Below are 26,327 nucleotides of genomic sequence, written 5' to 3'. Positions count from 1 at the left end.
GGTCCGCTACACGCTTCAGTGGTGCGATCCAAACCAGCGGCGACGGACTCAGCCGTACTGGGACCGCGTCGGTCCTCGCCGCCCACAGTAACGTCCTTGAATCCGACTCGGCCGCAGTCGGGTCGGTAAAAGGCTGTTGCACAACAGTTATGAACTATTAGCCCGCCAGCACAGGAGTTCCCTCAGATCGCACGGTCGATCCCCGCCTCCGCGTTCGGCTTCCTCGCCTCGAATCTCGGCGAGTCTCTGGCGCTCGACCGTGGACGAGGGTCAGAGTAAGGGCTTCGCAGCCACCTCGGCCCTCAGGCGAGGCGAACCGCAGAGACTGTCGGCGCGGTTCTATTCGCGACTGGCCGGCACTTCGCGCATCACCTGCCGATGCTGCTGACTGCGGTTCTGCCGTGCGGCGAGAGGGAGTGCCACGGTCAGTGCAATGATCACTGCAGACGAGAGATGAGCGATACCGAACCCGGAGTGATCGGCGACCGCGCCCGTCATCGTCGCTCCCAGGCCGATTCCGGCGTCCATGCTGATGTTCCATGCGGCACTGGCGAATCCGACTCGGTGCGGGGGTACTGACACTAATGTCCTCATCAACGTCACGTTCTGGATCCAGCCAAGGCCAAACCCGAAGGCCATCGCCCCGGCCAGAGCGACCGGGAATGCGGCATTCGCCGATGTGACGGCGACCGAGAAGCACATGGTTCCCGCGATCGCTGCGACGACTCCGATCTGTGCCGTCGACCGACGGTCGAGAATCCGGTGACTATAGTGTCCCGCGACGAACCGGCCCGCGACGACGGTGCCGCCTACCGTCGCCAGGATCACTCCGGCATGTGTGGACTGGGGATAGCCGACGAGCGGAACCAGCGCTGAAAGACCACCATACGCAGCAGCGATGCCAACAACGGCCAGGCTGGCCAAGGCGATAGGCCGTTTGAGGACACCACGCGTGGACTCGGAATCCGAATGCGCACCGATAGCGCCATACATGGCCCGCGGGAGACCAAGCGCCGCCAGCGCTGCTGTTACGGCCATTGCAGTCGCGACTACGGACACTGCCACCACACCCCCGGCTCGGAAGAGTTGCATTCCGATCAACAGAAAGACGGTCTGAGAGGCAGCATTGGCCATGCCCTGTGCGGCGACGGCCCGACCGAGCCGATCGCTGGTGGACAGGTGAGGAGGCAGCGCAGAGCAGGCCACTGTCACCAGGCCGAATCCGAGTCCTCGGACCGCGCTGATCACCATCAAAGCGGTGATGTCGTGTGACCACTGTACGAGAGCGATGCACGGCAACCCGAGAAGCAGACATCCGGACACCACAACTGGTCGAAAGTCGTAGCGACGCAGCAATGTAGGGGTGGCGAGTTGGGCCGCGATAGTGGCGGTCATAAACACCCCGGTTGTTCCCCCCGCGGCGAAACCTGAGCCTCCGACGGCACTGACGAGGAGCGGAGTCACGGGGAAGATCAACGCCCAGGACCCGAATACGTTGGAAACGATGAAGATCACTCCACCCAACGTGGCCATCCGAGGTCTGCGAGTCACCACCATGAACGCCCTTTCGTACTCGTGAGTGGAAGCCCGGTTCGCGCAGGCCAGAGATAGAGATGGTGCCAATGGCAAATCCTCTTCGAGCGCAGCCCGCATGCATCTGAGGCGAACTGGAACGTCGATAATTCTGCTATGCAGAATTGAAATCCACTCTGAGGTCCGTTGCCGGCATCCGCCTGAAGTCAAAGTCAGGATATATAACCGAATCCTGTATACCAGGTCTCGCCGAAGGTAACACTACGGAAATCACGCTATTCTTATCTATGGATAGTCGTTCTATTAGGCAGAACTTCCATCAGCGTCGTCCCCGGCTGCGGCAACGAAGGCAGGCTGCTCCGGTGGAGGTGGAAACCGTCATGCGTGCCCAGTTCCGCGGTCGGGCGACGTGCGCAGGCCGCGCCATTGCACGGAAGGGTGCCCAGCCGGGCCACCACAGGCTCCGGCCAGGCTGCTCTCCGGTCAGGTGTCTTGTGCTCACGGGCTGGCAAACGTAGAGTGATACCAAACGTTTGGCAACCGCCCATGCAGCTTCCGGAAAAGCGGGAGTGACCTGCGGTGGGCTGCCGCTCCTCGCTTCTCTAGTAAACAACGGCCACTAACAGGAAGGTCAGGCGCAGTGTCCACACGTGACGGCCTCGGGAACCATCAAGAGCAGTTCTATTCGAAGTCCTCGATTCCTCGACCGCATATCACCCGTTCCGAGGGTATTCGCTTCTACGGCGCTGATGGCACGGCGTACATCGATGCGAATGCTGGTGCGGCAGTAGCGAATATCGGTCCCGGTAACGAACGCGTCCTTCAGGCGATGGTCGACCAGGGCCGACGCATGACGTTCTCGTACGTTCGTTTCTCCCGACACGACCCCAACATCGAGCTGACGGCGCGGATCGCCGAGCTCGCCGGACCCGGATTTGAGCGCATCCACCTTGCGAACGACGGGTCCGAGGCCAACGAGATGGCCATCAAACTTCTCCGGGTCGCGGCCTACCAGGCAGGAAAGCCGGCGAAGCGGAAGGTCATCTCACTCACGCCGTCCTACCACGGCGGAACGCTCGGAACGATGGGGTGGACCGGGGACAGTGAGTACACCGCCTACTACGGCGACATGATGGTGCCCTCGACGAAGGTTCCCGCGCCGTTGACGTACCGCCGCCCCGACGGAATCAGCATCGAGGAGGCGGGATCGCTCGCCGCCGAGCACCTCGAACGCGCGATCCTCGAACTTGGTCCGGACAACGTCCTCGCTTTCATCATGGAGCCTGTTGGCGGAACAGCAACCGGCGCGAACGTTGCACCGGAATCCTATCTGCGCGCCGTTCGCGAGATCTGCACCCGCCACGATGTCTTTCTCGTCTTCGACGAGGTCATGTCCGCGACCCGGACCGGAAAATTCCTGGCTGCCCAGCACACCCCCGACGCACGCCCCGACGCGATCGTGATCGCCAAGGGCCTGGGCGCCGGATACGTCCCGCTCGCTGCGACTGCGGTCTCGGCGGAACTGCTCGAGCGCCTCACCTCGAACGGTGGCTTCGATCTGTCGCACACGTACAACGCGAACCCCATCTCCTGCGCGGCAGGCTGTGCGGTTCTCGACGAGATGACCGAGCGAGGCCTGATCGAGAACGGCGCGGTCATGGGTCGAGAGCTGACCAAGCAGTTGCAGGGTCTGGCGGAGAAATGGCCGCTGATCGGTGATGTCCGCGGCCGCGGGCTGATGGTCGGCGTCGAGATCGTCGCGGACCGCGCCACGAAAGCCTCCCTTCCCGGTGCTGCCAACGCGACGGGCGAGATCCGTCGTGTTGCCATGGAGAACGGATTGCTCATCGGTGGTCGTCGACTCAACGGGGGAGCCTTCGGTGAATTCCTCATGCTCACGCCCGCATTGATCATCACCGAGGCCGAAGTCACCGAGATCGTCGAGCGGCTGGATACGACCCTCGCGACGGTGACGAAGCGGCTGCAGGCCGCCGGATATCTCTCGGCCTGAGAAACGGAGACCGCATGTCTGTTCTCGACCCCCTCACCATTGCCGATCCGGGGCAACTCACTGCCGACCTGGTCCACCTGTCGACCATCGTCGACTCCACCGTTCCTGGCTGGACCAGGCAGGCGTTGACCGAGGCCGATGTCGTCGGCCGGCACTGGGTCAGAGCTCGAATGGCGGAGGCCGGCCTCGACGCTCACATCGACGGCGCAGGCAACGTCATCGGTGTGCTCCGCGGGACCGCGCCTGGCAACAGCGCAATCATGACCGGATCACATACCGACACCGTCGAGGGAGGTGGGCGATACGACGGCAACGTCGGTGTCGCATCCGCCCTCGAGGTGGTGCGGACCCTCCGCGCCAACGAAGTTCGACTCCGCCACGACCTCATCGTCGTCGACTTCTTCAGTGAGGAGCCCAACCGGTTCGGAATCAGCTGCATCGGCTCGCGGGCGCTGACGGGGTTCATCACCGCTGAGGATCTCGACCGGGTGGACTCGGACGGTGTCCGGTTCGCCGACGAGTTGGTGCGCATCGACATCGACCCCAGTGCGCTGCTGTCCTCACGGATGGACACCAGCCGCATCAAGGCGTTCGTCGAGCTGCACATCGAGCAGGGGCCGTATCTCGAGGAGCAGGGCAGCGATATCGGCCTCGTCACTTCCATCACTGGGATCAAGCGATTCCGGGTCGCGTTCAGGGGCCGTCCGGATCACGCCGGAACGACGCCGATGAACCGGCGGCACGACGCGGGATGTGCCGCCGCAGGATCGGTCCTGGCCATCGAACAGATCGCCTCCGCGAACGTCGACGGTAGAGGAACTACCGGGTTGGTCACCTTCACACCGGATGCAGTGAACATCGTCACCGAATCCGCCGAACTCTGGGGCGAGTTCCGCAGCCCCGATCTGCGCTGGCTGGACGACGCCGGAACCGAGTTTCACAGCGCGGTGCAGCGCGAGGGCGCTAGCCGTTCGGTGGAAGCCCAGCTGGACTGGCTCCCGTCGGAGCAGCCCGCCGGTATGGATGATCGGTTCATCGAGGTCACCGCGCGGGAGGCAGACCGACTCGGACTCAAACAATCCCGCCTCTACAGCGGCGCCGAACACGATGCGGCGATTATTGCGAAGAAGATCCCGACAGCCATGATCTTCGTGCCGTCGAAGGACGGCCGCAGCCACTGCCCGGACGAGTTCACCGCCGACAAGGACATCCACTCGGGCGCGAACGTACTTCTCAACACGATCATCACCCTTGATCGCGAGCTCGACTTCGCCTGACCGCGCCGTCTTCGCGACTGGTTCGGACTTCGCACTCTGGAGAACAACATGGATTTGTCACACCTTCTGTACCGAAGCGCGTTGCGTTATCCCGACAACCCGCTGTGGGTCTCGCTCGACCGTGCGCCCGTCACCTACGCGGAAGGCGCAGCCCGCGTTAGCTCCCTAGCCAACGCCATCCTGACCCGCGCTCCTCAGCGGGCGCGGGTCGCGATTCTGTCGACGAACCGCTACGAGGGGCTCGAAGGCTTCCTGGCCACCATCACGGCCGGCTGCGCCGCGGTCACCCTCAACCCGCGAGGCCATCAAGAGGACTACCGCCACGCTCTCTCGGACTCCAGGGCCACCATCGTCCTGTGTGATGCAACGCTCGCCGACCGACTGACTCCCCTTCACGAGGATCTTTCGCAAATCGAGCACTGGGTCAGTTTCGGCGGGGACGTCCCCGGTTTCGAACGGCTGGACGACTGGCTGAAGTCGCCGAGCGAACGTCCGGACATTGTGATCGAGCCCGATGATCCCGCGTGGCTGTTCTACACATCGGGAACCACAGGCAAGCCCAAGGGAGCTGTGGAGACCCACCGGAACCTGCTCGCGATGACGCGCCACTTCATGCTCGAACTCGGATCCGATCTCGGGTCCAACGACGTGATGCTGCACCTCGCTCCGATCTCGCACGGATCGTGCAGCGTCGCGATGCCACACCTCGCGGTGGGCGCGGCGAACGCGTTTCCGAGCTCGCTCAGTTTCGACCCCTCCGCAGTGCTCGAAACGATTGATCGCCTGAACGTCACTGCAACGATGCTCGCCCCCACGATGATTCGGATGCTGCTCGACGCTCCTGATGTGGAGAAGCACGATCTGTCAAGCCTGAAATCGGTCGTGTACGGGGCTGCTCCCATGCCGGTCGCCGACCTGAAGCGCGCACTCGAGGTCTTCGGCCCCGTGTTCGTGCAGTTCTACGGACAGGCAGAGGCAGCCGCGACCATCACCTGTTTGCCGAAGGCCGAGCACCGTCTGGACGACGAGGACTGCGTCCGACGACTCGGCTCGGCCGGCCGCGAGACCTTCTCGACTCGCATTCGAATCGTCGACCCCGAGGGACGGGAAGTCCCCGCCGGCACCGTCGGAGAAATCACCGTCCGCGGTGAGCTGGTGATGTCCGGCTACTGGGAACGCCCGGACGCGACAGCCGAAACGATCAAGGACGGCTGGCTGCACACCGGCGATGCCGGCTACCTCGACGAAGGGGGATACCTCTTCATCACAGACCGCATCAAGGACATGATCATCAGCGGTGGATCCAACATCTATGCCCGCGAGGTAGAAGAGGTCCTCGGCCAGCATCCGGACATCGCGCAGGCCGCGGTAATCGGCATCCCCGATGAGAAGTGGGGTGAAGTCGTCGCAGCTGTGGTTGTCGCGCAGGAGGGCACAGATCTGACTCCCGAGTCCGTCATCGATTTCGCACGAAAGTCGATGGCCTCGTACAAGAAGCCACACCACGTCTGGATCGTGGACGAACTGCCAACCAGTGCCTACGGCAAGATACTGAAGCGTGAACTGCGTAAGCAGTACCAGACCGCGGGGCAATAGCGGAGTGATCGAGTATCCGTCGCCCCGCCCCTCGAATCGCGTGCTCCACGAAACGCCGGATTCGGTTTGGTAATGACGTGCGCAGCGCATGTGTCCCGGGCTGGCCAGGCATTCCCCGGACAGTTGGCCGTATGGAACGATCGTTTCTTGCCCGGCCTGACACGACTGGCCTCCGCACTGGCCGAGCGGGATGCGCCCTCGGCAGTCCAGCTCCATCACGGTGGTGCGCGCGCACGCCACGAATTTGCAGGACTTGAGCCGGTCGCCCCCTAGGATGATGCATCCAGAAGTATCCGCGTACTGATCACCGAAATCGGTTACATAGTACGAGATTTCGCCTCTACTGCACAACGGGTCGAGCACGCGGGACTCGATGGCGTCGAGATTTTTGGAGCGCACGGTTACCGCCTGTGCCAGTTCCTGGACTCGCGACCCAACACCAGGACCGACGGCTACGGTGGCACGCTGGAGAATCGTTCCCGGATGGTTCTCGAGGTTCTCGAGGCGGTGAGAGCGGCGACCGGACCCTCGTTCCAGGTCGGTCTGCGTCTGCGCCCCGAGCGCTACGGTGTCCTTCTTCCGAGAGCTGTCACGTGGCAGAATGCACCATGACATCGGACCTTGTCGACTATCTCGATGTGGGATGTAGAGAAGCGCCCACACCGTGGAACCAGCCCGAACCGGCTCTCACGCGACCTGGCCGCTGGTGCCACACTGCTGGATGTCTTCGCATCGCTTCCGCGAGGGAGCACACGGCTCGGCGTGGCGGGCAAGATCCCGTCCGGCGCCGTGGCCCAGTCGTGTCTTGATCGGGGAGCGGACTTCGTTCTAGTCGGAACGGCGGCGATTCTTCAGCACGACTTAGCTCGCCGAGTGTTGATCGATCCGTCTTTCAGCAGCATCGATCAGCCGGTGTCGTGAATATCTCGCGTCGCAGGGACTGGGCCGCACCTTCATCGACTATCTCGCGAATGATTGGGACGATTTCGTCGCGTGATGATCACGCCCCTGGCCGAGGTGCCGGTCCTACCAAGGCGCCGCGCACCTCGGACGAGGAGGCACGGACGATCAGAGCGGGCTCCAAAGCGGCGCTTGCCGCATCACGTCCCTCGATCAACGACACCAGCTTGCGCGCTGCCGTCCGCCCCCCATCGCGCCCAGATCCGTGCGGACGCTGCTGAGGGGTGTTTCGAGGTATGCGGCCTGCGGAATGTCGTTGTACCCGACGAGCGCGACGTCCTCGCCGACCCGCAGACCGCGGTCGGCGAGCGCCCGGCCTGCTCCAATCGCAGCGTGGTCGTTCGCGCAAAACAGGGCAGTGGGGGGTTCCTGGTGCTCCGCGAGAAGCTCCGTGACGTAGCGATGCCCGTCGTTGACACCGAATCCCCCGAGACTGGAAACGGACACGACGGTGATCTGCGGGTGTTGCGCTATCACTTCGGCAAATCCGGCCACTCGATCGAGCGACGTACTCGCTGCGGCCGGCCCGGGGACCACTGCCACCCGTTCGTGTCCCATGGCGACGAAATGCTCAGCCACGAGCGAACCGCCACGGCGATCATCGGCAGTCACCGAAACCGCGCAATCCGACCGGCGCATGGCAAAAACGAACGGCACAGATTCCGATTCGAGTTGAGAGGGAATTGCACGCCCCACCTCCGTGTCGCACAGTACGAAACCGTCCACCTTCCGGCTGAGGAGATGATCGATCGCGGCGGAGCGCACATCGGGGTCGCCGTGTGTCGCGATGACGGCCGAAAGGTAGCCCAATTCTCGGGACGCTTCCTCGATGGCTGTCGCGAGTATGGCCATGACGATGTCGCTGAGGACGGGGACGACCACGCCGAGCACGCGCGAGCGCCCTCCGCGCAGACTGGACGCAACAGGATCGAGAACATAGCCCGCGTCGAAAGCCAGCGTCTGGATGCGTTCGATCGTGGACGCGGCCACGCGTCGGCTGTCACCTCGCAATGCGCGTGACACAGTGGACACGTCGACACCGGCCAGCGCTGCCAACTGCTTCATATTCATCGCGGTCAAGTCGTCCCCCTTTTCGAGTTAGTTGCGGTCGTGAGGCAAAGGATAGGAACCCGGCGTCGGGCTGTTAGAGCCACCAGTCCAGTGGTGCGCACAGCAATCTACGCCAAACGATTGTCATCTGCGTCATACTCTCGCTTGATTTTGAAACCGTGCTCTCCCGAGATCTCGCCCCTTGCGTTCACTCGACGCGGTCGATTATCGTCACACCAAACGTTTGGCAAGGCCTAGGTCACATGAGGGCTGCAGATGAACGAGAGCGGTACGGGTGTCCACCTGCCGCGGACCTCGACGTCGTCAGCCGATCGCGACCGGGCAGCCGGAGAGTCGGAACGGTGAAGCAACACGCCGTCGTGACAGCCTCAGCGCCATGGGGGTCCGGGTAATCAGGCCGGCCAGACCAGACGTACCGTCACACCAGGCCCCGCGCACCGGCCACATCCAGCCACGAAACCCGAAGAGACATATCGACATGGGTATACGGCAAGCGCGCGAGTCCACCCAGAACAGGAGCGTCACATGTCCGAGATCGCGGGCACCGCGTACCCATCCACATCACCGTCCCCGCCTAACGGCGATGCTTCGCTCGACAATGAAAGACTGAGTCTGTTCCAGATCCGGCTTGCCGCGTGCGCGGGCGGTTCGGGGTTCATCGACGGTTACGTCCTGTCGATTTTCGGTGTTGCGCTGATCCAGATCGGGCCGGAGTTCGCTCTCTCGTCCGCCGCCAAGGGCGCCATCGCCGCGACGATTCTCATCGGTGTCTTCTTCGGAGGCATCGTCGGTGGCTACCTATCGGACAAGTTCGGCCGGCAGCGGATCTACAAATGGGATCTCTTCGCCATCGCCGTACTCTCCATTGCGTCGTTCTGGATCGATGGGCCACTCGCTCTGCTCATCATGCGGCTGCTCATCGGTTTCGCCGTCGGAGTCGACTATCCCATTGGTTCGGCCCTACTCACCGAGTTCAGTCCGAAGCGATTCCGTGGGCCGCTCTTGGGAGTGCTCATCTCGCTGTTCTTCCTGGGCGGTGCCGTTGCCTATGGCGTCGGCCAGGTGCTGTTGTCCACGGTCGGGGACGACGCCTGGCGATGGATGCTGGTCAGCGCTGCCGTCCCCGCGCTGCTCATCGGGGTGCTGCGCGTCGGAACCCCCGAATCTCCGTACTGGCTCACCCGAAACGGGCGCATCGAAGAGGCGAACACCGTTATGGAGCGCGTGTTCGGTCCCGGGGTTACGGTCGACGAGGTCCCCGCTGAAGGGGAGCGGACCGTCGGGCTCCGCGGAATCATCCGCTCCGGCTATCTCGGGCGCCTCGCCTTCGTGATCGCCAGCTGGACCAGCGCGATAATCCCCGTGTACGCGATCTTCTCGTTCGGCCCTCAACTCATCGGCGCGCTGCATCTCGAAGGTAATGCTGCTACCTACGGGTCCGCCGTCATCGAGCTGTTCTTCGCTGTTGGCTGCTTGCTCGCACTCGGGATCGTCAACAAGGTTGGCCGTAGAACCCTGACCATCCGGAGTTTTGCCCTCAAGTCCGTTCCGTTGCTGCTGCTTGCCGTGTTCTCCGATGCGCCGGCCATCTGGATCGCCGTATTCTTCATCGCGTTCGCCCTCTTCAGCGGAGGTCTGGAGGTGATGAACTTCGTGTACCCCAACGAGCTGTTCCCCACCGACCTTCGCAGTTCTGCCATGGGGCTGGTCACCGCGTTCACGCGATTTGGTGCGGCCGCAGGAACTTTTCTCGTACCGGTTGTACTCGAGCAGTACGGCATCTCCGCCACCATGTACGCCGCCTGCGCCATCACGTTGGTCGGTCTGCTCGTATCCATCGTGTGGGCTCCCGAGACCCAGGGGATGAAGCTCAGCGAGTCGTCCAGTCTCCACCACTGAGATCTGTTACCTGCAGTGTTCCTGCCAGGTCCGACTGCACGGATCGGGTTGGACGACGAAAGTGCGGGTGGGGGAGTGGCTCTCGTACTTCAATCGACGTCGCCTCACTTCGCCCTCGGACACCTCACCCCAGAGGAGTTCGATCAACGACTGATCGCGTCGTCTGCGCTGTCAGTCGCCGCATGAAATCGGGTGTCCACTCCCGGGGGACGACCTCAGACCTGGCTGCCGTCGCCGCGGCCCTCGCCAAGGTGCCGGAGCTCGACCCGGCCAAGGTCGACGACCTGGACCTCGACGAGGACAAGATCAACATCTCCGGCGGGGCGATCGCGCTCGGTGACCCGTTCGGCATGACCGGTGCCCGCATCACCAACGCCCTGCTGAACAACCTACGTGAGCAGGACAAGGCCTTCGGCGTCGAGACCATGTGCGTCGGCGGCAGCCAGGGCATGGCGATGATGCGCGAACGCCTCAGCTGACTAACAGTCACTGCAAGACAATAGGATTCGCTATGAAGATCGAGTATGACACGGGCTTCCACGAGGTGGCCGACGGCGTCTGGATGGCTCGCTACGCGTGGCACGACGTCAACGTCACACTGGTGGAGGGCGGCGGCGGTGTTCTCCTCGTCGACACTCATTCCTCGGCCGAGGCGGCACGCGCGGTGCTGGCGGACGTTCGGCGACTCGGCCGCGGCGACGTCCTCGCAATCGTGAACACTCACGAGCACTTCGACCACGTCTTTGGAAACGCAACCGCGAAAGCCGTGTGCGGCGACAACATCCCGATCTACGCAACTCGTCGTGCGGCCGAGCGCACTCCTGTGTCCGCGGAGTTGTTCAAAGACCGGTACCGGCGGGAGCATGCGGCGGACCCGACCAAGGATCCGCGGACGTCCGAGATCCTCGGAACGCCCGTCCTTCCCGCCGACCACCTTTTCGACGATCGGATGACCGTCGACATCGGTGGTCGCCGGGTTGAGCTTGTTCATCCAGGGCGCGGCCACACGGCCGGGGACCTCGTGGTGTGGGTGCCTGATGCCAACGTCATGCAGTTCGGTGATTTGCTGGAAGCGACAGGCCCACCGGTCTACATCGATGACTGCTATCCGCTGGAGTGGGCGAGCGCCCTCGATTCTGCACTCGCACTCTTGGATGCGCGGTCGGTTGTGCTTGCGGGACACGGGCAACCCGCCGATCTGACCTGGGCGCGAGGTCAGCAACTGGAGATCGCCAGCGCTGCTGACTCGATCCGCCGGCTGGTCGACGAGGGTGCGCCGATGGCCCTCGCCCGCGAAGCAGCATCGTGGCCGTGGCCACTGGACTGGAGATTCTCGGGAGCGCTGCAGGCAGGCTACGCCCAGCTTGGTGTGCGGGCGTCGTCAGCCGGCGGCAGGAGCTGAGTCTGGCGCGAGCCTTGCGCACCCCGTATCCATCGCATACGTTGGGCAAGCATGCCAAACGATTGGCGTTAGCAGTCGATCTGCTTCCGTTCGCACTGGTCAGCGCCCTCGTTAATCACCTGCAACGAAACTTCCGACGACAGAATGGTGATCAAACCCATGGTGCATACCGGCACGGCCTACCCGTTCATTGACGGCAAGAATTACGTCCCGACCTCAGAGGACGTCGACCGCATCGTCGATCCCTCGACAACCGAGGAGTTCGCAGTCGTCCCGCGCTGCTCGCCCTCGGATGTGGATCATGCCGTGCGAAGCGCCGATCGCGCGTTCGGGACATGGCGACGTGTGTCGCCGAGTCAGCGTTCCACCGCGCTGCTGAGGATCGCCCAAGCGGTGGAAACCAGGGCCGAGGAGTTCGCGCAGCTCGAGTCCCGTAATGCAGGTAAGCCGATCACCGCAGCACGCGGAGAGATCGAGACCGTCGTTGATCATCTCCGCTTCTTCGCGGGGGCGGCGCGAACCCTCAGCGGCGCGACCGCGGGGGAGTACCTCGCTGGCACGACCTCCTACCTACGTCGTGATCCGCTCGGCGTCGTCGGCCAGGTCACCCCGTGGAACTACCCGCTGATGATGGCGGTGTGGAAGTGCGGCCCCGCGCTGGCCGCGGGTAACACTGTCGTGCTCAAGCCGGCGGAGTCCACCCCTCTGACCACCCTGCTTCTGGCCGAGGTGGCCGCGGAGTTCCTCCCAGCCGGAGTTCTGAACGTCGTCACCGGCGCAGCCGACTGCGGTGAGGCGATCGTCGGGCACCCGCTGGTGAAGATGGTGTCGATCACGGGATCGACGGCGGCAGGTCGTCGTGTTGCCGAGCTCAGCGCGCGGGGCCTCAAGCACTCCCATCTGGAGCTTGGCGGGAAAGCACCTGTCGTCGTGTTCGATGACGTCGATCCCGCGGCGGCCGCCCAGTTCATCGGTCTCGCGTCTTTCTGGAATGCGGGGCAAGACTGCACCGCGGCTGCGCGAATGATCGTCCACGAGTCGATTTTCGACAGCTTTCTCCACGAACTCCGTGCCGCCGCGTCAAGCATGACAATGGGTCTCACCAGTGACGCCGCAACCCGATTGGGTCCCGTCAACAATGTTCGGCAACACGAACGCGTGCTTGGCTTTCTCGACCGTTGCCCGGACCACGTCGACGTGCTGCGGGGTGACGCTGCGAGGGCGCTGCCCGGTTACTACGTGGATCCGACCATCTTGGTCGGAGTCCAACAGGACGACGAGGTCGTGCAGAACGAGATCTTCGGACCAGTGGTCACGGCGCAGTCCTTCAAGACCGCGGAGGAGGCGTTGCAGCTCGCGAACGGCACCCCATATGCCCTGGCCTCATCGGTGTGGACCCGCGACATCGACCGAGCACTCCGCTTCACTCGCGAGCTGGAATTCGGCTGCGTCTGGGTCAATCACCACCTCAGCGTGACTCCCGAGTTCCCGCACGGTGGAGGGAAGGCCTCCGGCGGCGGCAAAGACCTGTCGACGTCGATCGTCCACGAGTACACAGAGGCGCGGCACGTGATGTTCGGGTCGCTGCCCGAGTAAGACGCGTCCCGGCCACCAAACCCTCTCAAGGAGATCTGCATCAATGTCTCTCACCACTGCCCTTTCCCGCCAAGTGCTCGAGCGCGGCGTCCTCCTCGGTGGCGAGGAGATCTCCACCTCGAGTCGGGCGCATGTCACAAACCCGTACGACGGCGAAGCAGTCGGGAGTGTCGGCCAAGCGACCGCCGCGCAGGCCACCGCGGCGGTCGGCTTAGCCCATGCCGCGCTCGACGCTCCGATCCCCGCACACGAGCGGGCCACAGTTCTCGACCGGGTGGCCGAGGAGTTGCTGCGCCGGCGTGAGGAGCTGGCACTGCTGATCTCGTCCGAAGTGGGTAAGCCGATCGCCCTGGCACGATCCGAGGTTGACCGGGCAGCAAGCACGTACCGGGTGTCGGCCGCTGTTGCGCGAACACGCACTGGAAATATGGTCGCAATGGACGCCACGGCTGCGGGGGCGAACAAGTTGGCCTACACCGTAAACCGCCCGATTGGGGTCGTCACCGCAATCACGCCGTTCAACTTCCCACTCAATCTGGTTGCTCACAAGCTGGCTCCGGCGTTGGCTGCAGGATGCCCGGTCGTATTGAAGCCTGCCCCGCAGTCCCCGCTCACCGCGTTCGTGCTCGCCGACATCTGTACTGCCGCAGGTCTCCCGGCTGGGTACCTCTCGGTGGTTCCAGGGGAGCCGGCCGAGATCAGCGCCTCGATCGTCCAGGATCCGCGAGTCGCGGCGATCAGCTTCACCGGGTCGACCGAGGTCGGCTGGCACATCGCGGCAAGCGACCCCCGCAAGAAGGTCCTCCTCGAGTTGGGAAACGCGAGTCCGGCCATCATCGAGCCCGACGCCGACCTCGAACGAGCAGCGAATCTTCTCGCTCCGAACGCGTTCGTCTTCGCCGGGCAGACCTGCGTCTCGGTCCAGCGGATCTACGTCGATCGCGCCGTACACGGCGAGTTCCTCGACCTGCTCGTCGCACGAACCGGTGAAATCGTCTCCGGCGACCCACGGGACGAGCAGGTCGTGTGCGGCCCACTGATCGACAACCGGGTGGCCGAACGCACCCTTGCAGCAATACGTTCCGCAACCGAGCAAGGAGCGGAAGTCGTTTCTGGCGGCGAACGCCGATCCGACGGGGTTGTACCCCCGACCGTGGTGAACAACGCTGCGCAGTCCAGCGATCTCATTCAGAAGGAAGCGTTCGCCCCGGTGGTCAGTGTCGTCGGAGTAGAGAGTTTCGATCAAGCGATCGACATGGCGAACGACTCCCAGTACGGCCTGCAGGCCGCCGTCTTCACCCAGAACCTCGACAAGGCCCTGGCGGCCACCGACAGACTCGATTTCGGCGCGGTTCTGGTGAACGAGGCACCGTCGTTCCGCGCCGACAACATGCCCTACGGAGGACTCCGGAACTCCGGAAACACCAAGGAGGGGCCCGAGTCGACCGCCTCCGCACTCACCGTGGAGCGACTCTGTGTCTTCTCCCGATGACTGCGGACGCGGACCGGACAAGATGATCTCCTCGGTGACGCACCCCGCACCCGCCGCGGTTGTCGAGGCAGTGATGGCGCTACGGCGTCAGGGAGTCGAGGTCGACGACAGTGCACTGACCAAATCGCTGTACTCCTCGGATGCCTCGGTTTACCGGGTACCACCGAGCGCTGTGGTGTTCCCGCGGGCCATCGACGAAATCGACGCCATCATGTCGGTCTCCACCGCACACGGCATCCCGATTACCAGCCGCGGCGCCGGCACATCGATCGCAGGCAACGCCATCGGCACCGGACTCGTGGTCGATCACAGGAGACACCTCAACGGCGTGCTTGGCGTGGACTTCGAGAGCAACCGGGCTCGAGTACAGGCGGGCGCCGCACACGCGACGCTGCAGCGAGCCGCAGCCCCGTACGGTCTGCGTTTCGGTCCAGATCCGTCCTCCCACTCTCGATGCACGATCGGCGGAATGATCGGAAACAACGCATGCGGTTCGCGGGCTCTGGGGTACGGACGCACCAGCGACAACGTGCACGGCCTGCATGTGGTGACCGGTACGGGTGAGCACCTCCGCCTCGGAAGCCTCGCAGACGGATCCAGCGACGGGTCATCTGTTCTGCGGGGATTGCAAACCACCACGATGAACTCGCTAGCCACCATCCGCACCGAGTTCGGCCGGTTCGGGCGGCAAGTCTCGGGCTACGCGCTTGAAAACCTGCTTCCTGAGAACGGCTTCGACGTCACGAAAATGTTGGTGGGCAGCGAAGGAACGCTGGCAACGGTAGTGGAGGCCGATGTCCGTCTCGTTGCCGACGCTGCGCACAAAGTCATGGTCGTGCTTGGATTCCCCGACATGATCGCCGCTGCCGCCGCGGTCCCGGCGATCCTTCCATTTTCTCCGGTTGCCTGCGAAGGCCTCGACCGTCGCATCACGAACGCAGTCGCGGACAGGTCGGCTGCAGTACGCGACCTTCCAGAGGGCGCCGGATGGCTGTTCGTCGAAGTGGTCGGCGAAGAGAAGTCTGCCCTCGCCGCTGTGGCCGACGCTGTGGCCGACGCCAGCCGGGCCTTGGACCATCGGGTCGTGACCTCGTCGGCGCAAATGGCTGCCCTGTGGAAGATCCGTGAAGACGGGTCTGGTCTGGTCGCACGTACGTCCACAGGCCGCCCCGCCCACGCAGGATGGGAAGACGCGGCAGTGCCTCCGCAGCACCTCGCGGATTATCTGACTCGTTTCGAAGAGTTGCTCACCGGCCACGGGTTCACGGGTGTCCCATACGGTCACTTCGGGGACGGGTGTGTACACGTACGCATCGACTTCGACCTCGACGACAGTGGGGGTCGCCGGCGCTATCGGGACTTCCTCGACGATGCAGCGACACTCGTGGCCAAATACGGGGGATCAATGTCGGGTGAACATGGTGACGGTCGAGCGCGCGGCGAACTGCTCGCGCACATGTACTCGGCTGCAGCCATCGACGTCTTCCGGAAGGTCAAGGCGCACTTTGATCCCGAGAACCTGCTCAATCCCGGAATCGTTGTCGATCCCGTTCCGGTGGAGGCCGATATCCGCTACACGACGCCACTGCCCCTGGCGCGCTCCACGGCGTTCAGCTATCCGGACGACTCGGCCGGTCTCTTCGATGCCGTGCACCGCTGCACGGGCGTCGGACGATGTGTCGCAGCGAACCCGGCACCTGACAGCGTCATCTGCCCATCCTTCCAGGCCACGAGGAACGAGAAGGACTCCACTCGCGGGCGGGCACGGGTGCTCCAAGACGCGGTGTCGGGAAAGCTCGGTCCGAACGGTTTGCAGTCTCCGGAAGTAGGCGATGTGCTGGACCTGTGTTTGGGCTGTAAGGGGTGCAAGTCGGACTGCCCGACCGGTGTCGACATGGCCAAGTACAAAGCCGAGGTGCTCAACGCTCGGTATGCCGGGCGGCTGCGCCCGCGTTCGCACTACTCGCTCGGCTGGCTGCCGTTGTGGTTGCGTCTCGCGCGTCGCCTCCCAGCACTGTTCAACGGCCTCAGCAGCGTAGTGCCTCTGCACCGGCCGCTGATGTGGTTCGCGGGTATCGACGCACGACGCTCCATCCCTCAGTTGGCCGCGTCCACCGACAGGGCCGCGTTCAAGGCTGCGGTGAAGACTGGACCACCGGGTGTCGGAAAGTACACGCCAGGTCGAGAGGTCGTTCTCTTCGTCGACACCTTCAGCTCGAGCTTCAATCCGCGGGTGGTAACAGCCACCATCGACCTTCTGAACGACGCGGGATACGCGGTCCATCTGCCCGCAAGCGAGGTGTGCTGCGGACTGACGTGGACTTCGACCGGCCAACTCGACGGAGCGCGGCGGCGGCTGCGGCGCACGGTTGACGTGTTGTATCCCTATGTACAGCGTGGCGCCACCGTGCTGGGAATCGAACCGTCCTGTACCGCCGCGCTGAGATCTGATCTGGTCGAGCTCGTCGACACCTCGGACGCGGCACAGGTGTCCTCGGCAGTGCGTACCTTGGCCGAACTACTCTCTGCGGACGCCGATTACACCCCGCCAGACCTCTCAGGCCTGGAGATCACCGCGCAGCCCCACTGTCATCACCATGCCGTGATCGGCTGGGACGCCGACCGTGCACTTCTGGAGCGAGCCGGCGCCAAGGTAACGACGGTCGGTGGTTGCTGTGGCCTGGCCGGAAACTTCGGTGCCGAACGTGGCCACTACGAGGTGTCCGTAGCGGTAGCCGAGACGCAGCTCCTCCCGGCGCTGCGCACCCTCCCCCCTCAGGCCGTTGTCCTTGCCGATGGATTCTCCTGCCGCACCCAGATCGACAACCTCCACCCCGCCACCGAGGTGCTCCACCTTGCCGAGCTCCTCGCCGGCCGCTGACCTTCACTAAGGCCAGAGACAAACTCTGCCCGCCCACCGAGCCGGTGGGCGGGCAGAGTCAAGTAGTTACTCGAGCTCTGCAGATCAGTAGCAGACGACCGAGCGGAGGCCGCGTCCGACCTTCATCTCCTCGAACGCATGCGGCACGTCGCCGAGCTCGATCCGACGTCCCACCAGCTTGTCCAGGGGAAGCCGACCCGACATGTACAGTTCCGCCAGCATCGGGAAGGTAAGGGACGGGGTGGAACCGCCGTAGCTGCATCCCACGACCGACTTGCCGTTGAGGGTCACGTCGAGCAGGTTCAAAGGCAGGGCCGTACCGCCCGATGGCATGCCCACCAGAACTGCGGTTCCTGCGGCACATGTCATCGACACGCACTGCTCGGCGGTGTCCACCCGCCCCGCTGCCTCGAAGGCGTACTCGACGCCGCCGTCGGTCAACTCCCTAATCTGCTCCACGACCGTTCCGTCGGCGGCATTTATGACGTGCGTTGCACCGACCGCCTTGGCTGCTGCCAACTTCTCGTCGGACATGTCGACTGCAATGATCGGGTTGGCGCCGGCAAGTGCAAGGCCCATCACCACCGATAGTCCGACACCTCCACATCCGACAACCGCGGCGGAACTCCCCGCCGGCACTTTGCCTGTATTGAGCACCGCCCCGATTCCGGTGGTTGCAGCACACCCGATGAGTGCGGCGATCTCGAACGGAAGCTCGGCGGGGATCGTAATGGCGCCGGACTCCGGCACCACCGCGTACTCGGCAAAGCTGCCGACGTTGAGGAAGGCGTGAATGCTGGCACCTGCTCGGCGGATGCGGGTGGTCCCGTCCGCCATAACCGCGTCGTTGGCGGTGGTGTCGCGGCACGCCCACTGCCGACCGCTGACGCAGTACTTGCACTTGAGGCAGGGAGCGAACCAGGACAGTGCGACGTGCTCCCCGACTCGGTCTGGGGATACTCCGGGGCCGACCGATTCAATAATTCCGGCCCCCTCATGGCCGAGAACCGTCGGAACCTTTGAGCCCCAGTCTCCGTTGGCGACGTGCAGGTCGGAGTGACACACGCCGCTGGCCTTCAGCCGCACGCGGATCTCGCCCGGGCCCGGCGCCTGGATGTCCACGACGTCTAGTTCGAGGTTCCCTTGGGCAGTGAACACGAGCGCGTTGGCCGTAATCGAGTTCATGATTGTCCTTCGTCGAGATGGCAGTCGAGGATGACAGGGCGGGCTCCAGAGGGGATTCGGGAAACGATGGCCAACCCTTGCCAATCGTTTGGAACGATACCTGAAGGCCACGCTGCAGTCGATGGTTGAGCATCGGATTGCGTAGCGAATCAACAGCCTTGGATCTTGGGATGTCACACGCGGCTGCAGCTGCGGCAGCGCGCAAATTTCGCGCGGCGTTCGGCTCCAGGTGTCGGTTGTTGCGGACATATCTAAGGACGAAAGTGACGCGCCGGCGAGACTGAGGGCGGGGGAGCATCTGTTGCAGAACTGTTTCATTAGCTCAGCTTCAATTGCGTCCACGTAAACACTCACTCTCGGACTTGTGTGCGACACACATCACAGCTATGGTCGATACCAATCGATTGGCAACGCGATCAGTGATGAGGATGAACGCCGCCACACCTGGACAGGCGAGAGTCCGACCAAATTGCACTGCGTTGTGAGCATCCCCCAGTAACCGCGGACGCGACGGTCACCCCACCGGCGGGCCATCCCGCAGCGTCGACAGGAGAAGAAACATGAAGAAGCCTATCTCTGCAGCAGCGTTCGCCGGGAGCGTTGCTCTACTCACCGCGTGTGGCGCGTCGCCTGGAGCGGAAAATGCGATGACATTTGTGTCGTGGGGGGGCGACGGTCAGGCGCTTCAGGAGCAGTACTGGACCGATCCGTTCGCGGAGCAGAACGGCATCACGGTGGTTCAGGACTCGCCGACCGATTACGCCAAGCTTCAGGCAATGGTGCAGTCGGGCAACGTTTCCTGGGACGTCGTACAGGTGGCTACCGACGTCGCTGTCGCCAAATGTGGTGAACTGCTCGAACCGATTGACCGGACCGTTGTCGACATGTCACAGATCGATCCGGATCTGATCTTCAGCGACTGCGGGCTGCCGGTGCTGCAGCAATCGTTCGTGATGGTCTACAACGAGGACCTATTCGGCAACAATCCACCCACCTCGATTGCGGACTTCTTCGACACCGCGAAGTACCCGGGTAAGCGGGGGATGTGGGATTATGCAGTGCCAGGACAGCTAGAGCTTGCTCTCATGGCAGACGGTGTCGCGCCCGAGAATCTCTACCCACTCGACTACGAGCGCGCGATGGCGAAGTTGGCCACATTGCGGAACGACGTCTCGTGGTACGGGACGACTGCCCAGTCGACCGAGCAGCTCAACTCGGGCGGGGTTGCGATGGCGTTGGTATATAGCGGCCGGGCGCATACCGCCGCGAAGGACGGCGCACCGTACGCGCCCGTGTGGAACACCGCGATGCGAGCAACGGATCAGCTCACCATCCCAAAGGGGGCTCCCAACAAGGAGGCGGCACAGAAGTTCCTCTCCTACATCGCGACGCCCGCGCCACAGGAGCAGTTGGCGGAAGCAGTTCCGTACGCACCGACCGTCGAAGGCTCCAGTGTCGAACTGGACGAGCTCGGCAGGAAGTTCTCTGCGACAGAGTCCGGCCATCTGGATGACACGCACATCGTAGACATGAAGTGGTGGAGCGAGAATAACGACCGAGTTGACCAGGCATGGCTTACCTGGCAGGCGGGCTGACGCCATGACACTTACAGCTGACGTCGACGGTCGCCACTCCAGCGACGCTCGACCCAACGGCGAAGGGGAATCGTCGTCGCGACCCAAGCACCGCAGGAGGCTGCCATCGGACTGGCTCTGGCTGGCGCTACCGGCGTTGGCGATGATCACGGTGCTCTTCGCCTGGCCGACGTTCGAGGCGCTGCGGCGGGGCTTCACGGATTTCCAGGCTCCCCAGGTCGGCGGATTCGACAACTTCACGTGGTTTCTCGGCGAATCAGTGAACGTCACCATTCTTGTCCGAACTTTGGTCACAGGTGTGGCGATCACGATCGGATGCCTCCTGATCGCCTACCCCTACGCCTACCTCATCACCGTCGCGAAGCCGATGTGGCGAACGGTTCTCCTCGGTGTGGTTCTGGTGCAGTTCTGTTCGTCGCCCGTGGCATTGACGTTCGCCTGGGTGATCCTGTTGCAGGACAATGGACCGGTGGACCAGCTCGGTCGTTCTCTGGGGCTGGAACAGCTGCAACTCTCGGGATCGGTACCCGGCGCGACCATCGCGATGATTCAGGCGATGCTTCCGTTCATGGTGCTGCCGCTGTATGCGACGATGAGCAGAATCGACATGAGTCTTGTGCGTGCCGCACACACCCTGGGCGCTCGTCCTGCCGTCGCATTCTTGAAGGTGTATTTTCCGCTCTCGATTCCGGGGGTTCTGGCGGGAAGCCTCTTGGTCTTCGTCATCTCGCTCGGCTTCTACGTCACCCCGGACCTACTGGGATCGCCCAACCAGGTACTTCTGTCACAGTTCCTCTATACACAAATCAGCACGCTGTTGTCCTGGGGTCGTGGCGGTGCCATAGCTGCAGTCATGATCGTGGCCACCGCGGTTCTGTTGCTCGCAGGAAGACGGTTCGTCGGGCCGGCAATCACGTCCCTGGGCACCGACTCGAGGGAGAGTTAATTCGTGTCGCGCATAGCTCCAAGCAGGTTTCTGCTGGCCGTCTGGGCAGCCATCGTGTTCGTATGGATTGTGGCGCCGATCGTCGTCGTGACGATCGTGAGCTTCACGAGCGCGGGAAGCTTTGTGTTCCCGCCTCCTGGATGGTCACTGCAGTGGTACGAGAACTTTTTCCAGAACGCCAAGTGGTACAACGCCTTTTTGAACTCCCTGCAAACAGCCACCATCGTCATGGTCCTGGCGACAGTCCTAGGCACTATAGCTGCGCTGGGGCTCCATCGGTCCAAGTCGCGGCGTCTGGTCGCAGGTATCCAGTCGATCATTCTCCTTCCCACCGTTGTTCCCGCTGTCGTCGCCGGCATCGGAATGTACTCGATGTTCCTCCAGTGGCGGATCTCCGGCACTGTCCTCGGTTTCGTTCTGGCTCACGTAGTGCTCGTGCTGCCGTTCGTGGTGATCAGCGTGACCTCTTCACTACAGAGTCTGGATCGAAGCCTCGAACAGGCTGCGGCCTCGTGCGGCGCACCGCCGGTGACGACTTTCATGCTGGTGACGCTCAGAATCATCCTGCCCGGTGTGGCGACGGGCGCTTTGCTGGCCTTCCTGGGGTCCTTCAACGAAACCCTCGTGTCGATCTTTCTCGCCTCGCCGCTTCAAACCACCCTTCCGGTCCAGATGTATTCGAGCGTCGCAAGGGACTCGGATCCGACAATCGCTGCAGCATCAGCGTTGGCGAGCGGCGTGACTGTGGCGCTGTTCCTTGCTGTCATCGCCGTACGTATCACAAGGAGTAAGAAGAATGCGGTCTGAAACGCACAGCGGGGCGGGCGTTGCCCTTGACCTCGTAGGCCTCAGCAAAAACTACGGCAAGAATGGCGTGGTCAAGTCGGTCGATCTGTCCATTAAGCCGGGCGAGTTTGTCACCCTGCTGGGCCCCAGTGGGTCCGGAAAGACGACGACGCTCAGCATGATCGCCGGTTTCACTCCAGCGACAGCGGGAGAGATCCTGCTCGGAGGAGAGTCGATCAGCTCTCGTCCGCCGCATCGTCGCAACATCGGCGTGGTTTTTCAGAACTATGCTCTATTCCCGCATATGACGGCATCGGAGAACATCGCCTTCCCACTCAAGCGGCGGAAGATGACTCGGGCACAGATCAAGGAGAAGGTCGGTCAGGCACTCGATCTCGTGCATCTCCGAGAGTTCGGTGATCGCTACCCGAAGCAGCTCTCTGGCGGTCAACAGCAGCGAGTCGCCCTAGCCAGGGCCGTGGTATTCGACCCTCCGATTCTCCTCATGGACGAACCGCTCGGCGCACTGGACAAGAAGCTGCGTGACTCCCTCCAAGGGGAGATCCGCCGCATTCACCGAGAGCTTGGCGTCACCATCATGCTCGTCACGCATGATCAGGAAGAGGCGCTGACGCTGTCGGATCGTATCGCGGTGTTCAACGAGGGCAGGATCGAGCAGTGCGACACGGGTGAAACCCTGTACCGTCGGCCGGCCAGCCGTTTCGTGGCGAACTTCCTCGGTGAGTCGAACATCTTCACCGGACCCGCTGAGGACATCGGCAATGAGGCTGTCGTCGCTATCGGCGACTCACGAGTTCGCGTCGAAAGAACGGATGCTCCGATCGGAGTGTCGGCGTCCTTCCTCCTGCGACCGGAGGTCTGCCGAGTCGGCGCTTCGAACTGCACGAATGCCTCCGACGGATGCTCGCTGCCGGGCGTGGTGGCGGATCTTGTCTACCTCGGCGCCACCCGCCGCTTGGAAATCGATGTTCCGGGGCACGGCCGGATCACGGTGCGAGAGCCTGCGGTGACCGGCGATCAGCTTCGCCGCGGCGACGACGTCACCATCTCGTGGGACTTCGGTGCTGCAACGCTTCTGCCGGATGCGCAGAGCAGCGCGGAGCGGGAACTGGCGACGCCCGCCCTCACCTGACCGTGATCGGGAGAGGGCTCTGCCCCTGATTGGGGTGTGGACCATGAACATACTGCACACTGGTGCACGAAAGGACTGAACGATGACTATTACCGCGTCTTCAGAAATTGCAATCAAGGATCTGCCGAACGTTGGTTTACCGCGTGATGCCTATGTCAGCCCGGACTGGTTCCAGCGGGAACTGGACACATTCTTCCTCAAGCGGTGGCACTATGTCGGGCACATATCGCAGCTTGCAAACCCGGGTGACTTCATCAAGTTCGACTTCGTCGACTACTCGGTGATCGTGACCAAAAATCGTTCCGGTGACCTGAACGCCCTTCACAATGTCTGTCGTCACCGGGGATCACGCCTCGTGGATGCGGAGGAAGGGAACTGCAAGCGTGCCATCGTGTGTCAGTACCATGCGTGGTCCTTCGATCATGACGGAAAGCTCATGTCCGCGCCTCGCATGCATGCTGACTTCGACAAGTCCGCCTATCCGCTAAAGAGGGCAGCAGTGGACGTCTGGGCTGGTCTGGTGTTCGTCAATTTCAGTGAAAACCCGGAAACCACCGTCGCGGAGCATCTCGCCGCAGCAGATCTGAGCCAGTACAGGCTCGAGCACACTCGGGTGGCATGGGACGTGAAGAAGATTCTGAATTGCAACTGGAAAGTGCTGTGGGAGAATGGCTTAGAGTGCTATCACTGTGCTGTGAACCATCCTGAGGTCAGTAAGGTAGTTCGCGTCGAGCGCGACGGGCCGCTCGGGGACACGATCCCCGACGGGGACTTCGACTGGACCGATAACTACCCGCTCCTGGACGAGTCGTTGACGATCGACGGCAAGTTCGGTGTCAAGAAGATGCTCGGCGATCCCGACAGCCCGCCGACCCAAGCCTCGTACGTGTCTTGGCACACGGGTTCGCTGGAGATGGTCGTCCTGCCCGACTTTGTCAAAATTACGACCTACAAGCCACTTACCCCAACGACGACCGAGTCCCGCGTCATCGGCCTTGTGAACGCAGACGCAATCGAGGGCGTCGACTACGACCTCGCGCATCTGCGCGAAGTCGGCATTGTCACCCGTCAACAGGATGACGACCTGTGTGAGTTGATCCAGCGTGGCCTCAAGTCTCCCGCATACGAGCCTGGTCCTTACAACGATGTCTACGAGACCATCAACCGCAATTTCAAGCGGCTATACCTCGAGGCGATTGGGCGATAGTCGTGGCCGAGGCGTGCTCACGCACGCCTCGGCGCACGTCCGTGTCACGTTATGAGAGCGATGGTGAACTGGTGAGCGACAGCGGAGGTGTCACGGTGAAGCCTGCCCGTGCTGACCGCACGTCCGATATGGCGGTGCTGGTGAACGAGCGTCTAGATGTCGCGGACGACGTCATAGCCCTCACCCTTACGCCGGCGCCAGGTACCGACGGGTTGCCGGCATGGGGGCCCGGCGCTCATATCGACGTCGTTATCAGCGATTCTGTGACTAGGCAGTATTCGTTGTGCGGTGACCCCCGCGATCGCGATAGGTATCGCATTGCGATTCTGCGGGTGGCGGATGGTCGCGGCGGATCGCAACTGCTTCACGACATTGCGGTTCCGGGGCGCGAGCTGATAGTCCGCGCACCGCGGAATCACTTTGAATTGGTTCCCGCGGAAAGCTATCTCTTCGTCGCCGGCGGGATCGGCATCACCCCGATTTTAGCGATGATCGCCAGCGTTGAGCGAACCGGATCAGACTGGAAGTTGCTGTACGGGGGTCGGACTCGGGCCTCTATGGTCTACAGGGACGAATTGGCGGCATACGGCGACCGGGTCGTCCTCCAGCCACAAGACGAGTTCGGACTGCTCGATCTCCACGGAGTTCTGTCGAACACGCCACGGGGTGCGGAGGTGTACGCATGCGGCCCCGAGCCGCTGTTGACGGCCCTTGAGGCGGCATGCTCGCATCAGGGAAGGGCAGCGCCCCATTCGGAGCGGTTCAGTCCCAAAGTCATCGAGAATGCCCTGGACACCCAATTTGAGGTTCGCCTTGAGCGCAGTGACCGCACCGTTATCGTGCCTGCGGGGCGTTCCGTACTGGAAGCTCTTGAGGCGGATGGATTGGCGCCAGCGTTCACGTGCCGCGAGGGCACGTGCGGAAGCTGCGAAACCGTTGTTCTGGCGGGGCGCGTCGACCACCGTGACTCACTCCTGTCAAACGAGGAGAAGGAAGCGAACGACACCATGATGATCTGTGTCTCGCGTTGTCACGATACGCGGTTGGTGCTGGATCTCTAAGACTTGGAGTCCTGTGGCGTGCCGGGGTGTTCGATGATCGTCGTCGGGCACCCCGGTGCAGAGGGGCTACTCCCGTGTATGCGGACCGAGCGTCCATCGTCGGGGACGCACGTCGTGTACATCCGGCGAGTTTCGAGAATTGCCCAATTCCGCGCGCGAACTCATGTCACGGATGATTGAGTCTGCACTGTCCAGAACTCGTGTGCATCGACGTCGGCGGCGAGGAAAGTCTCCGCCACGATGAAGTTATAGAGGACATGACTGGGCCCCATTCTCAATTCCAACGAATTCCTCGCCTGCGAGGTGTTCCATTCGCTGACCGAGGAGCAGGCCCTTGTTGACGATTGGAGGCTCGAGTACAACAGTTACCGACCACAGGGATCGCTCGAGTTCCGATCACCCGAGGCGTACCCGGCTTGAGCACTTCGATCAACTGATTGGTGCTGCAGGACCGAAACGCCTGCGTCGCAAGGGCCTCTGAGGTGAACTCGTCGATGATATGGAGGAACCGCACCTGTCGGCCGCCGACCGTGGTATCGACCTGGAAGTCCAACGCCCACATCTGGTCCGGATCCGTGGCCCGCAACCGTTGATTGCGACCCTCGCCGATTCGGCGTTTCTAGCGAACTTTGACCGGACGTCTCAAGCCTTCCTCTGGCCACAATCTCTGTGTGCG

General features: G+C 62.9%; 17 protein-coding genes and 3 pseudogenes. 17 read left to right on the top strand and 3 right to left on the bottom strand.

The features are described 5' to 3' along the window. Positions 1–339 precede the first annotated feature (339 nt). Complete coding sequence (locus G9373_RS22905) at positions 340–1,653, bottom strand: MFS transporter (protein WP_095870029.1); 1,314 nt, start codon at positions 1,651–1,653, stop codon at positions 340–342. 520 nt (positions 1,654–2,173) lie between these two features. Here G9373_RS22905 and G9373_RS22900 point away from each other — a divergent pair. From G9373_RS22900 to G9373_RS46630, 4 genes and pseudogenes are all read left to right on the top strand, one after another. After that, positions 2,174–3,544, top strand: coding sequence for an aminotransferase class III-fold pyridoxal phosphate-dependent enzyme (locus G9373_RS22900; RefSeq protein WP_164060180.1), 1,371 nt, complete (start codon positions 2,174–2,176; stop codon positions 3,542–3,544). A 14-nt stretch (positions 3,545–3,558) separates the two neighbouring features. Next, on the top strand, positions 3,559–4,821 hold the full coding sequence (locus tag G9373_RS22895) for a M20 family metallo-hydrolase (RefSeq protein ID WP_095870031.1): 1,263 nt from the start codon (positions 3,559–3,561) through the stop codon (positions 4,819–4,821). Between the two features lie 48 nt (positions 4,822–4,869). After that, entirely contained in the window at positions 4,870–6,417 is a 1,548-nt protein-coding gene (locus G9373_RS22890) for an AMP-binding protein (RefSeq protein ID WP_167116903.1), read from the top strand. Positions 6,418–6,489: 72 nt separating this feature from the next. Beyond that, positions 6,490–7,029, top strand: a pseudogene (locus G9373_RS46630) (hypothetical protein). A 501-nt stretch (positions 7,030–7,530) separates the two neighbouring features. Here the strand turns inward: G9373_RS46630 and G9373_RS22880 are convergent. Then, positions 7,531–8,448 carry a LacI family DNA-binding transcriptional regulator gene (locus G9373_RS22880; protein ID WP_240960679.1) on the bottom strand — a complete coding sequence of 306 codons (918 nt, stop codon included), beginning with the start codon at positions 8,446–8,448 and terminating at the stop codon, positions 7,531–7,533. 525 nt (positions 8,449–8,973) lie between these two features. Here G9373_RS22880 and G9373_RS22875 point away from each other — a divergent pair. From G9373_RS22875 to G9373_RS22845, 7 genes and pseudogenes are all read left to right on the top strand, one after another. Then, positions 8,974–10,347, top strand: coding sequence for an MFS transporter (locus tag G9373_RS22875; protein WP_095870035.1), 1,374 nt, complete (start codon positions 8,974–8,976; stop codon positions 10,345–10,347). Between the two features lie 34 nt (positions 10,348–10,381). Next, a pseudogene (locus tag G9373_RS22870) lies at positions 10,382–10,533 on the top strand (IS3 family transposase); the annotation flags it as partial. A gap of 95 nt (positions 10,534–10,628) precedes the next feature. Then, positions 10,629–10,826: pseudogene (locus tag G9373_RS22865) on the top strand (acetyl-CoA C-acyltransferase); the annotation flags it as partial. 32 nt (positions 10,827–10,858) lie between these two features. Continuing rightward, a complete protein-coding gene (locus G9373_RS22860) occupies positions 10,859–11,749 on the top strand; it encodes an MBL fold metallo-hydrolase (protein WP_095870036.1) in 891 nt (296 codons plus the stop codon). A gap of 159 nt (positions 11,750–11,908) precedes the next feature. Then, entirely contained in the window at positions 11,909–13,345 is a 1,437-nt protein-coding gene (locus tag G9373_RS22855; protein WP_167116931.1) for an aminobutyraldehyde dehydrogenase, read from the top strand. A gap of 43 nt (positions 13,346–13,388) precedes the next feature. Beyond that, positions 13,389–14,837, top strand: a complete 1,449-nt coding sequence (locus G9373_RS22850) for an aldehyde dehydrogenase family protein (RefSeq protein ID WP_167116896.1) — start codon at positions 13,389–13,391, stop codon at positions 14,835–14,837. Continuing rightward, positions 14,821–17,718 carry an FAD-binding and (Fe-S)-binding domain-containing protein gene (locus tag G9373_RS22845; RefSeq protein ID WP_346842843.1) on the top strand — a complete coding sequence of 966 codons (2,898 nt, stop codon included), beginning with the start codon at positions 14,821–14,823 and terminating at the stop codon, positions 17,716–17,718. The genes G9373_RS22850 and G9373_RS22845 overlap by 17 nt, the downstream gene beginning before the upstream one ends. Before the next feature lie 84 nt (positions 17,719–17,802). Here G9373_RS22845 and G9373_RS22840 read toward each other — a convergent pair whose 3' ends face one another. Next, complete coding sequence (locus G9373_RS22840) at positions 17,803–19,152, bottom strand: Zn-dependent alcohol dehydrogenase (protein WP_206032501.1); 1,350 nt, start codon at positions 19,150–19,152, stop codon at positions 17,803–17,805. A 311-nt stretch (positions 19,153–19,463) separates the two neighbouring features. On the opposite strand from G9373_RS22840, the gene G9373_RS22835 reads away from it, so the two are divergent. The 6 genes from G9373_RS22835 (at position 19,464) to G9373_RS22810 (ending at position 25,651) form a co-directional block, all read left to right on the top strand. Next, the gene (locus G9373_RS22835) at positions 19,464–20,498 is read left to right on the top strand and encodes an ABC transporter substrate-binding protein (protein ID WP_167116893.1); all 1,035 of its coding nucleotides are present in this window, start codon (positions 19,464–19,466) and stop codon (positions 20,496–20,498) included. Between the two features lie 4 nt (positions 20,499–20,502). Further along, the gene (locus G9373_RS22830) at positions 20,503–21,444 is read left to right on the top strand and encodes an ABC transporter permease (RefSeq protein WP_095870041.1); all 942 of its coding nucleotides are present in this window, start codon (positions 20,503–20,505) and stop codon (positions 21,442–21,444) included. Positions 21,445–21,447: 3 nt separating this feature from the next. Beyond that, entirely contained in the window at positions 21,448–22,251 is an 804-nt protein-coding gene (locus tag G9373_RS22825; protein WP_241031764.1) for an ABC transporter permease, read from the top strand. Continuing rightward, on the top strand, positions 22,241–23,383 hold the full coding sequence (locus G9373_RS22820) for an ABC transporter ATP-binding protein (protein WP_167116890.1): 1,143 nt from the start codon (positions 22,241–22,243) through the stop codon (positions 23,381–23,383). The genes G9373_RS22825 and G9373_RS22820 overlap by 11 nt, the downstream gene beginning before the upstream one ends. Before the next feature lie 82 nt (positions 23,384–23,465). Continuing rightward, the gene (locus G9373_RS22815) at positions 23,466–24,590 is read left to right on the top strand and encodes an aromatic ring-hydroxylating dioxygenase subunit alpha (protein WP_095870043.1); all 1,125 of its coding nucleotides are present in this window, start codon (positions 23,466–23,468) and stop codon (positions 24,588–24,590) included. A 71-nt stretch (positions 24,591–24,661) separates the two neighbouring features. Continuing rightward, positions 24,662–25,651 (top strand): PDR/VanB family oxidoreductase, encoded by a 990-nt coding sequence (locus G9373_RS22810; RefSeq protein WP_346842842.1) that lies wholly within the window; start codon positions 24,662–24,664, stop codon positions 25,649–25,651. Positions 25,652–26,327 lie beyond the last annotated feature (676 nt).

Origin of the sequence: Rhodococcus sp. A14, from assembly GCF_011603105.1 — a bacterium.
Classification (GTDB): Bacteria; Actinomycetota; Actinomycetes; order Mycobacteriales; family Mycobacteriaceae; genus Rhodococcus_F; species Rhodococcus_F opacus.
This window is presented reverse-complemented; position numbering and strand designations above follow the sequence as displayed.

What these genes read in the sequence shown, in the direction of transcription:
- G9373_RS22905 (WP_095870029.1), bottom strand. Translation starts at nt 1,653, where the DNA reads ATGCGGGCTGCGCTCGAAGAGGATTTGCCATTGGCACCATCTCTATCT.
- G9373_RS22895 (WP_095870031.1), top strand. Translation starts at nt 3,559, where the DNA reads ATGTCTGTTCTCGACCCCCTCACCATTGCCGATCCGGGGCAACTCACT.
- G9373_RS22890 (WP_167116903.1), top strand. Translation starts at nt 4,870, where the DNA reads ATGGATTTGTCACACCTTCTGTACCGAAGCGCGTTGCGTTATCCCGAC.
- G9373_RS22880 (WP_240960679.1), bottom strand. Translation starts at nt 8,448, where the DNA reads ATGAATATGAAGCAGTTGGCAGCGCTGGCCGGTGTCGACGTGTCCACT.
- G9373_RS22875 (WP_095870035.1), top strand. Translation starts at nt 8,974, where the DNA reads ATGTCCGAGATCGCGGGCACCGCGTACCCATCCACATCACCGTCCCCG.
- G9373_RS22860 (WP_095870036.1), top strand. Translation starts at nt 10,859, where the DNA reads ATGAAGATCGAGTATGACACGGGCTTCCACGAGGTGGCCGACGGCGTC.
- G9373_RS22855 (WP_167116931.1), top strand. Translation starts at nt 11,909, where the DNA reads ATGGTGCATACCGGCACGGCCTACCCGTTCATTGACGGCAAGAATTAC.
- G9373_RS22850 (WP_167116896.1), top strand. Translation starts at nt 13,389, where the DNA reads ATGTCTCTCACCACTGCCCTTTCCCGCCAAGTGCTCGAGCGCGGCGTC.
- G9373_RS22840 (WP_206032501.1), bottom strand. Translation starts at nt 19,152, where the DNA reads ATGTCCGCAACAACCGACACCTGGAGCCGAACGCCGCGCGAAATTTGC.
- G9373_RS22835 (WP_167116893.1), top strand. Translation starts at nt 19,464, where the DNA reads ATGAAGAAGCCTATCTCTGCAGCAGCGTTCGCCGGGAGCGTTGCTCTA.
- G9373_RS22830 (WP_095870041.1), top strand. Translation starts at nt 20,503, where the DNA reads ATGACACTTACAGCTGACGTCGACGGTCGCCACTCCAGCGACGCTCGA.
- G9373_RS22820 (WP_167116890.1), top strand. Translation starts at nt 22,241, where the DNA reads ATGCGGTCTGAAACGCACAGCGGGGCGGGCGTTGCCCTTGACCTCGTA.
- G9373_RS22815 (WP_095870043.1), top strand. Translation starts at nt 23,466, where the DNA reads ATGACTATTACCGCGTCTTCAGAAATTGCAATCAAGGATCTGCCGAAC.